At 46.4% G+C, this 8,174-nt stretch carries 5 protein-coding genes, 16 tRNA genes and 2 rRNA genes; all 23 read left to right on the top strand.

What is annotated here, in order from left to right; all coding sequences use genetic code 11:
* Positions 1-230, top strand: a 23S ribosomal RNA gene (locus tag FZD51_RS22430); the annotation flags it as partial.
* Positions 231-348: 118 nt separating this feature from the next.
* Positions 349-465: ribosomal RNA gene (gene rrf, locus FZD51_RS22425) — 5S ribosomal RNA — on the top strand.
* Between the two features lie 24 nt (positions 466-489).
* A tRNA-Asn gene (locus FZD51_RS22420) sits at positions 490-564 on the top strand.
* Between the two features lie 5 nt (positions 565-569).
* Positions 570-662 (top strand) — tRNA-Ser (locus FZD51_RS22415).
* A gap of 15 nt (positions 663-677) precedes the next feature.
* Positions 678-752, top strand: a tRNA-Glu gene (locus FZD51_RS22410).
* A 4-nt stretch (positions 753-756) separates the two neighbouring features.
* Positions 757-832, top strand: a tRNA-Val gene (locus FZD51_RS22405).
* A gap of 17 nt (positions 833-849) precedes the next feature.
* Positions 850-923, top strand: a tRNA-Met gene (locus FZD51_RS22400).
* Positions 924-1,069: 146 nt separating this feature from the next.
* Positions 1,070-1,145 (top strand) — tRNA-Asp (locus FZD51_RS22395).
* A gap of 14 nt (positions 1,146-1,159) precedes the next feature.
* A tRNA-Phe gene (locus tag FZD51_RS22390) sits at positions 1,160-1,235 on the top strand.
* A 10-nt stretch (positions 1,236-1,245) separates the two neighbouring features.
* A tRNA-Thr gene (locus tag FZD51_RS22385) sits at positions 1,246-1,321 on the top strand.
* 9 nt (positions 1,322-1,330) lie between these two features.
* Positions 1,331-1,415: transfer RNA gene (locus FZD51_RS22380), tRNA-Tyr, on the top strand.
* Between the two features lie 6 nt (positions 1,416-1,421).
* A tRNA-Trp gene (locus tag FZD51_RS22375) sits at positions 1,422-1,495 on the top strand.
* Between the two features lie 10 nt (positions 1,496-1,505).
* Positions 1,506-1,581, top strand: a tRNA-His gene (locus FZD51_RS22370).
* 40 nt (positions 1,582-1,621) lie between these two features.
* Positions 1,622-1,696: transfer RNA gene (locus tag FZD51_RS22365), tRNA-Gln, on the top strand.
* A 3-nt stretch (positions 1,697-1,699) separates the two neighbouring features.
* Positions 1,700-1,774, top strand: a tRNA-Gly gene (locus FZD51_RS22360).
* 8 nt (positions 1,775-1,782) lie between these two features.
* Positions 1,783-1,856: transfer RNA gene (locus FZD51_RS22355), tRNA-Cys, on the top strand.
* A 45-nt stretch (positions 1,857-1,901) separates the two neighbouring features.
* Positions 1,902-1,983 (top strand) — tRNA-Leu (locus FZD51_RS22350).
* 74 nt (positions 1,984-2,057) lie between these two features.
* Positions 2,058-2,131, top strand: a tRNA-Gly gene (locus FZD51_RS22345).
* Between the two features lie 392 nt (positions 2,132-2,523).
* Positions 2,524-3,309 carry a carbohydrate ABC transporter permease gene (locus tag FZD51_RS22340; protein ID WP_420886292.1) on the top strand — a complete coding sequence of 262 codons (786 nt, stop codon included), beginning with the start codon at positions 2,524-2,526 and terminating at the stop codon, positions 3,307-3,309.
* Positions 3,309-4,136 carry a carbohydrate ABC transporter permease gene (locus FZD51_RS22335; protein WP_148976777.1) on the top strand — a complete coding sequence of 276 codons (828 nt, stop codon included), beginning with the start codon at positions 3,309-3,311 and terminating at the stop codon, positions 4,134-4,136. Before FZD51_RS22340 ends, FZD51_RS22335 begins: the two co-directional genes overlap by 1 nt.
* Before the next feature lie 74 nt (positions 4,137-4,210).
* Positions 4,211-5,494, top strand: a complete 1,284-nt coding sequence (locus FZD51_RS22330; RefSeq protein ID WP_148976775.1) for an ABC transporter substrate-binding protein — start codon at positions 4,211-4,213, stop codon at positions 5,492-5,494.
* Positions 5,495-5,631: 137 nt separating this feature from the next.
* On the top strand, positions 5,632-7,431 hold the full coding sequence (locus FZD51_RS22325) for a cache domain-containing sensor histidine kinase (protein WP_148976774.1): 1,800 nt from the start codon (positions 5,632-5,634) through the stop codon (positions 7,429-7,431).
* Positions 7,409-8,167, top strand: coding sequence for a response regulator transcription factor (locus FZD51_RS22320; RefSeq protein ID WP_148976772.1), 759 nt, complete (start codon positions 7,409-7,411; stop codon positions 8,165-8,167). Before FZD51_RS22325 ends, FZD51_RS22320 begins: the two co-directional genes overlap by 23 nt.
* Positions 8,168-8,174 lie beyond the last annotated feature (7 nt).

Genomic DNA, 8,174 nt, shown 5'->3' with positions numbered 1-8,174 from the left:
ATGGACGCACCGCTGGTGTACCAGTTGTCTTGCCAAAGGCATCGCTGGGTAGCTATGTGCGGAAGGGATAAGTGCTGAAAGCATCTAAGCATGAAGCCCCCCTCGAGATGAGATTTCCCATAGCGTCAAGCTAGTAAGATCCCTGAAAGATGATCAGGTTGATAGGTCTGAGGTGGAAGCGTGGTGACACGTGGAGCTGACAGATACTAATAGATCGAGGACTTAACCACATTTGATTACTCTGTCATTCTTCTTCTGCATTATCTAGTTTTGAGGGAATAAAATTTAAAAATTCCTCTTGCAAAATAATAAAAAGACGGTATAATAATACTTGTCTTGAAAAAATAGTCTGGTGGCGATAGCGAGAAGGTCACACCCGTTCCCATACCGAACACGGAAGTTAAGCTTCTCAGCGCCGATGGTAGTTGGAGGTTCTCCTCCTGTGAGAGTAGGACGCTGCCGGGCGAAAGTATTTTAATATACTATCATTCCGCAGTAGCTCAGTGGTAGAGCATTCGGCTGTTAACCGAACGGTCGTAGGTTCGAATCCTACCTGCGGAGCCAATTATGGAGAGCTGTCCGAGTGGCCGAAGGAGCACGATTGGAAATCGTGTAGGCGGTTTATAGCTGTCTCAAGGGTTCAAATCCCTTGCTCTCCGCCATTTAAATTATAATATGGCCCCTTGGTCAAGCGGTTAAGACACCGCCCTTTCACGGCGGTAACACGGGTTCGAATCCCGTAGGGGTCACCATTTCGGAGGATTAGCTCAGCTGGGAGAGCATCTGCCTTACAAGCAGAGGGTCGGCGGTTCGATCCCGTCATCCTCCACCATTATAACTTTTTATTGTCGCGGGGTGGAGCAGTCCGGTAGCTCGTCGGGCTCATAACCCGAAGGTCGCAGGTTCAAATCCTGCCCCCGCAATCTGGTCCCGTGGTGTAGCGACGAGCGACACTGCAATGAATATGCTGCGAGTTGCCTCGACGGATCTGCTTCCTTGAGTCATCTGGAAGAGGAAGAGGCAGTCCTGCAGGCTTCTCGGGCATAATCAAGACCGTAATTTATTAAGTGGTCCCGTGGTGTAGCGGTTAACATGCCTGCCTGTCACGCAGGAGATCGCGGGTTCGATTCCCGTCGGGACCGCCATTTAAATTTATTTAGGCTCAGTAGCTCAGTCGGTAGAGCAAAGGACTGAAAATCCTTGTGTCGGCGGTTCGATTCCGTCCTGAGCCACCATTGTTTGTAAGCCGGTTTAGCTCAATTGGTAGAGCAACTGACTTGTAATCAGTAGGTTGGGGGTTCAAGTCCTCTAGCCGGCACCACCTTAACGTGGAGGGGTAGCGAAGTGGCTAAACGCGGCGGACTGTAAATCCGCTCCCTCAGGGTTCGGCGGTTCGAATCCGTCCCCCTCCACCATTCTACAGGGGTATAGTTTAAAGGTAGAACAGAGGTCTCCAAAACCTCCAGTGTGGGTTCGATTCCTACTACCCCTGCCAATTTATTATGGCGGTTGTGGCGAAGTGGTTAACGCATCGGATTGTGGTTCCGACATTCGTGGGTTCGATTCCCATCAGTCGCCCCATTTTTTTTAACAATATCGTATTTCTTGCATATAATGTTATTGGGCTATAGCCAAGCGGTAAGGCAACGGACTTTGACTCCGTCATGCGTTGGTTCGAATCCAGCTAGCCCAGCCATTTGCGGAAGTAGTTCAGTGGTAGAACATCACCTTGCCAAGGTGGGGGTCGCGGGTTCGAATCCCGTCTTCCGCTCCAAACGTTCTGGCGGCATAGCCAAGAGGTAAGGCAGAGGTCTGCAAAACCTTTATCACCGGTTCGATTCCGGTTGCCGCCTCCATTCCTATCTAAGGAAATGGAGAATGGACGCTAAATTAAATGATATGCCGGTGTGGCGGAATTGGCAGACGCGCACGACTCAAAATCGTGTTCCTTCTGGAGTGCCGGTTCGACCCCGGCCACCGGTATCATTTTCTTTTTTATACAGGGTATCCTGTTTTTATTTTTGTAAAGTCATCGACAAATTTCAACAATTTTCGATGCGGGTGTAGTTTAATGGTAAAACCTCAGCCTTCCAAGCTGATGTCGTGGGTTCGATTCCCATCACCCGCTCCATACATAATTTCATCAACGCAGTGTTTCGTTTCCAGAAAACGAAGCATTGCGTTTTTTATTTGTCTTGATCCCGATAAGGCACTTCCCATACAGCCCGGTAAATTGGCAGCCCATTCTTCGCTCTTTATAAAGAAGTCAAAATTTTCCCCCTCTTTTGGTCAATTATGTTGCCCCTTTTTATTTGGTAGCCTCCTATAATAAAAGAAAGCGATTACAAAAGGACGGTGAAAGTAAATTTGGATGCAAAAACAGAGTTGGCTTCAATAAAGGCGGACGCTGTAACAAAGAAAGCAAGCAAAAGAAAAGCACGTCTGCGAAGTGTATTAATTTATGCGGCTTTTACCGGACCGGCCATTATATTCTTTGTCCTTATACAGGTGATACCATTCCTTATGGGTTTATATTACTCCTTTACCTCATGGAATGGTGTAAGCTCAGCTGTCGAATGGGTCGGGCTGCAAAACTATATTAAAATTTTCAAGGATGATCCGAACTTTTTCCAATCTTTCTTGTTTACAACCAAGTTTATGCTTGCCTCAGTGGTGATCAGCAATTTAATTGGATTTGGACTTGCCCTGCTACTTAACGCTGCCTTGAAGACACGGAATATTCTCAGAACAGTCTTCTTCATACCGAATGTAATTGGGGGCCTGCTGCTTGGCTTTATCTGGCAGTTCATCTTTGTCAAAGCGTTTGCTTCCATTGGAAATTTGACTGGCCTGGCGTTTTTCAAGCTTGCCTGGCTGGGGGATGAGACTACAGCATTTTGGGGAATTGTCATTGTATTTGCATGGCAGGTTAGCGGCTATATGATGGTGATTTATATCGCAGCCCTGCAGGGAGTGGACCATTCGCTTCTTGAGGCAGCAAGGATTGACGGGGCTTCAAACTGGACCCTTCTTACCCGCATCATTATGCCGCTGATCATTCCGGCTTTCACTATTTGTTTCTTTTTGACTATATCAATGGCCTTTAAGATATTTGATTTGAATCTTTCTCTTACAAATGGGGGACCGTTCAATTCAACACAGTCTGTAGCCATCAACATTTATCAGGAGGCTTTCCAAAATAACCGCTATGGTCTCGGGACGGCCAAATCGATTCTTTTCTTCCTGATTGTCGCCGTGTTTACAACGGTTCAGGTAATTATGACGAAAAGGAAGGAGGTTGAAGCCTGATGAATCGCAAGTATACCGGAAGGACGTTTCTGCTGGAGATAATCGGCATCATTCTTGGGCTGATCTTTCTGATCCCCTTCTATTTTGTGGCGGTTAATTCCGTCAAGAGCTTTGCTGAAATCTTATTGGATGCAGCTGCTTTTCCAAAGGAAGTGTTATTTGCAAATTATTCGAAGGTTTGGGAGATCATTAATTTTCCGAGGGCATTCTGGAATTCAGTGATCATCACTGTTCTCAGCAATATTGGCCTGGTGATCATCAGTTCAATGGCTGCATGGAAAATGGTGAGGACTCCCGGGCGCTTCAGCAAGATTTTGTTTATCCTTTTTGTCTCAGCAATGGTCATTCCCTTTCAGACGGTTATGATCCCGCTTATGAAGCTCGGAGGCGCCCTGAATATTACGAACAGCATTCCCGGGCTGATTATGATGTATTTCGGATTTGGGGTTCCGCTTTCCCTGTTCCTGTACCATGGATTTGTCAAAACGGTTCCAAGGGAGATAGAAGAGTCGGCGCTGATTGATGGGTGCAGCCAGTTCGGGGTTTTTTGGAGGATTGTTTTCCCGCTTTTGAAGCCGATTACAGTGACGGTTGTCATCCTTAATACCTTATGGATCTGGAATGATTTCCTTCTTCCGCTCCTGGTGCTGCAGGATGCAGAGCTGAGAACAATCCCGCTCGCCACCAGCTCCTTTTTTGCTCAGTATACAAAACAGTGGGATATGGGTCTGGCAGCTCTTGTGCTCGGCATTACGCCGGTCATCATCTTCTTCCTGTTCCTGCAGAAGCATATTATCAAAGGCATAGCATCAGGCTCCATCAAATAGATATCTAATTTTTGCGGCGGCTAGAATGTGTCGCAAAAATGATATATAAATAGAATTCAAGGAGGTCAATGATAATGAAACGCTTATTGCTTATCTGCCTGTCCCTGCTTTTTACATTCGGGATCATGGCCGGCTGTTCGTCAGAAAGCACTTCTGGAACTGATGATAAAGAGGGGACAACGGATACTGGGGAAGAAACTGTTACTCTCAACCTGTTCCAATTTAAAGTGGAAATTGCCGACCAGCTTCAGGAGATGATTAAGGAATTTGAAGCCGAGCATCCAAATATCAAGGTGAAGCTTGAAACTGTCGGCGGCGGTGCCGATTACGGTGCTGCGCTGAAAGCAAAATTTGCTTCTGGCGAACAGCCGGATATTTTCAACAATGGCGGCTTTAAAGAACTGGAACTGTGGAAGGAGCATCTGGCCGACCTATCCGATGAGCCATGGGTTGAGCATCTTCTCCCGATCGGCAAAGTGCCGATGACAGATACAGACGGCAAGCTTTATGGCATGCCGGTCAACCTTGAAGGTTATGGATTTGTCTATAATAAAGATTTGTTTGAGAAAGCGGGCATTAAGGAGCCTCCGGCCAATATTACAGAGCTCAAGGATGCTGCTGAGAAACTGAAGGACAGCGGCACTACACCTTTCTCAGCCGGATATGGGGAATGGTGGGTCATCGGGCAGCATTTGCTGAATATTCCTTTTGCCCAGCAGGAAGATCCCATTGCCTTTATTGAAGGGCTTTATGATGGTACAGAGAAGTTTACAGATAATGAGCAATTCAAGCAGTTTAAAGAAGTGCTTGATACAGAAATCAATTTTGGAAATGACAATCCATTGACCACTGACTATAACACGCAGGTCACCCAATTTGCCGCAGGCCAGACTGCCATGCTGCAGCAGGGGAACTGGACTGAAAATATGATCTATGAGGTTAATCCTGATATGAATATGGGCTTTTTGCCGATTCCGATCTCAGATGACGAAAATGCTGACCGCCTCCCTGTCGGTGTCCCGAATAACTGGGTGCTGAATAAGAATTCCGAGCACCTGGATGAAGCGAAATTGTTCCTGGAATGGATGGTATCTTCTGATACAGGAAAACGCTATTTAACAGAAGAGTTTGCTTTCATCCCTGCTTTTGACAATATTGAGGCATCAGGTCTTGGCGATCTTGGCCAGTCAATCCTTGAGTACTCCAAAGAAGAGAAAACAATTCCGTGGACATGGTTCAGATGGCCGGACGGGGCGAATAAGGAATTCGCCGCTAGCATCCAGGAATATGCGGCAGGTAAAATTGATTATGATACTCTGCTCGAGAGGTTCCAAAAAACCTGGGATAACTTAAAGTAAAGCAGGGATCCCTGCCAGGAAAAAAAGCATGTCTGCAACAGGGCATGCTTTTTATTTTCGACAACTGAAAAAATCTTCAGCATGTCTCCGCCTGTCCCATATATACTTACATTATCAGGGCCTGGGGAGGACTATTTATGATTAAGAACAGTATCCGCAATAAACTGATCGTCCTGCTGCTGCTGATCACGATCATTCCTTTCGGCACATCGATTATCATTACCTACTTCCATACGAAGGAGTTTTTGAAGAATCAGGCTGTAGAGGAAAACAGCAAGCTTCTCTATCAGGGCAAAATCAACCTGGAGAGTTATATGAATGAGCTGAATGGATTGACATTGTCTCTGTACAATAATCCCGGCTTCTTGAATTTCCTGAGGTCTTCTAAAGATGAGGACAATTATTTAACAATAGGAATCATGAAAAATGTGGTCCAAACCATCCTTTATGCCGGGGATACCATTAACAGGGTCCAGATAGCCTTTGCAGACGAAGACAGGGTCATCTCCGCTTCCAGGAGGTCGACAGTCGTCTTCATGAAAGGAAGGAGCGCCAAAAGCGCAGATGCCTTCAATAGAGCCAGGGACAGCTCCTCACATATGTATATTGAACCGCTGATGGAACAGACGAATTCCCGGAATATCATGGCAGTGCATCGTGCGTTTACAAATATTCCATCAGACAATGTGCTGGCCTATATTACCCTTGAGATCGCTCCGGATGACATCGTGGATCTCAGCAGGAATCTTTATACTCCGGGAAGCGAGGAATTTTATATCGCATCTCAGGATGGCCTGCTCATTTATAGCTCTGATGAGAATGGTGCAAGCGGGCAGGTGCACGAAAAATGGGTGGATGCCATTTTGAGTTCAGGAAATAAGGCGGGGACGCTTGAATGGAAGAAAGATGATTTCAGCGGCATGATGATTTACGAGCAGATGGAAGAAAGTGCGGGCGGCTGGTTCCTCGTAAAGCGGGTCCCGGATACAACTTTATATGAAAGCGCTTTTAGCGTAGCGAAAATCAATATCCTTTTCGGCATTATCGGGTTAACGCTGGTTATCCTTGCCACCTTATTTGTTTCTTTTAGAATCACCTCCCCAATCCGGGTGCTGCTGAGGAGCATCAGCCAGGTAGAGCGGGGGGACATGAATGTTGAATATGATTCATTCGGGAAGGATGAAATCGGCATTCTCGGTATGAGGTTCAATGAGATGATCGAGAAAATAAACCACCTCATCAACAGGGAGTACAAGCTGGAGATTGAGAATAAAACCAATCAGCTGAAGGTGCTCCAGTCGCAGATCAACCCGCATTTCCTGTACAATGCCCTCCAGTCAATCGGAACGGTTGCCTTGAAGAATAAAGTCCCGCAGATTTATACCCTGATCACCCATCTTTCAAAAATCATGAGGTACGGGATGGACATGGAGGAGGACCGGGTGCCGCTGATGAAAGAGATTAATTATACAAAGGCCTTCCTGCTCCTGCAGAAAGAGCGGTTTGGCGAAAAGTTTATCTACAGAATTGATGCAGGCGAAGAGGCCTCATCTGTCAAAGTTCCTAAAATGCTGCTGCAGCCGGTAATTGAGAATTATTTTAAGCATGGATTTACTCCGGGTGAAGGGACAGGCGAGCTGGATATCGAATGTTATAAAGACAGCGGATTTCTTTGCATAGATATTAGTGATAATGGCGCCGGCGCGGATGATGGCAGGCTGAGGGACATATGGCGCCGTATTAAAGGCGGGCCGCTGGAGGCCAGAGGGGAAAGCACGAGCATCGGGCTCAGGAATGTGTATGGGCGGCTGATGCTTTATTACGGAGAAGAAGCAATCCTGCAGCTTGGAAATCGTGGAGGCAATGGCTTTATCGTTTCCATGAAGCTTCCGCTGCACCCGGGGGGCGAAGAGGATGAAGGCAATCATCATCGATGATGAAAAGCATGTCAGGGAAGGGCTTCTGATGCTTGCAGAATGGGAAAAGCATGGAATCAGCTCCATCTTTGAGGCAGAGGACGGGGAAGAGGCAATCAGACTGATCGGCGAAGTGGAGCCTGATATTATTTTTACTGATATGAATATGCCGAGGTGCGACGGCATCAGCCTTTTGAAGTGGATCCATGGTTCCCAATGCCAGGGGAAAACGATCGTTGTCAGCGGTTATGATGACTACGAGTATATGAGAAATGCCATCTATTATAAAAGCTTTGATTATATATTGAAGCCGATTGATCCGGAACTGCTGAATGAAACGCTCGAAAGGGCAGTCAATGACCTTGCAGCTTCACGTTTGGCAGGGGAGGGCTTTAGAGAGCCCAGGGAAAGCAAAACAGCCCAGAAAGAGAACAATAACATCAAGCAGATCGAAGAATTTCTGGTGCAGAATTATCATCTTGATATCACACTGCAGGATATCGCTGACCGTTTTTATTTGAGCAGAGAGTATATATCCAGGAAATTCAAACAGGACTTCCAGGCAACCATTACAGATTATTTGACCAATATCCGGATGGAAAAGGCAAAAGAGCTGCTTGGCAGCCCATCTTTGAAAATTTACGAGATTGCCTATCAGGTTGGATACCAGAATGAAAAATATTTCAGCAAGGTTTTTAAAAAGCTGACCGGCTATACACCGAATGAATATCGGAATCTGCCGCCGGGCAGCAGATAGGAGGAAG

It is taken from the genome of Bacillus infantis, assembly GCF_008180445.1.
GTDB lineage: Bacteria > Bacillota > Bacilli > Bacillales > Cytobacillaceae > Bacillus_AB > Bacillus_AB infantis_B.
Note: the sequence above shows the minus strand (reverse complement) of the source record. Positions and strands in the feature narration are given on the sequence as shown.

Coding starts and splice junctions, on each gene's coding strand:
- FZD51_RS22335 (WP_148976777.1), top strand. CDS start 3,309: ATGAATCGCAAGTATACCGGAAGGACGTTTCTGCTGGAGATAATCGGC.
- FZD51_RS22340 (WP_420886292.1), top strand. CDS start 2,524: ATGGGTTTATATTACTCCTTTACCTCATGGAATGGTGTAAGCTCAGCT.
- FZD51_RS22320 (WP_148976772.1), top strand. CDS start 7,409: ATGAAGGCAATCATCATCGATGATGAAAAGCATGTCAGGGAAGGGCTT.
- FZD51_RS22330 (WP_148976775.1), top strand. CDS start 4,211: ATGAAACGCTTATTGCTTATCTGCCTGTCCCTGCTTTTTACATTCGGG.
- FZD51_RS22325 (WP_148976774.1), top strand. CDS start 5,632: ATGATTAAGAACAGTATCCGCAATAAACTGATCGTCCTGCTGCTGCTG.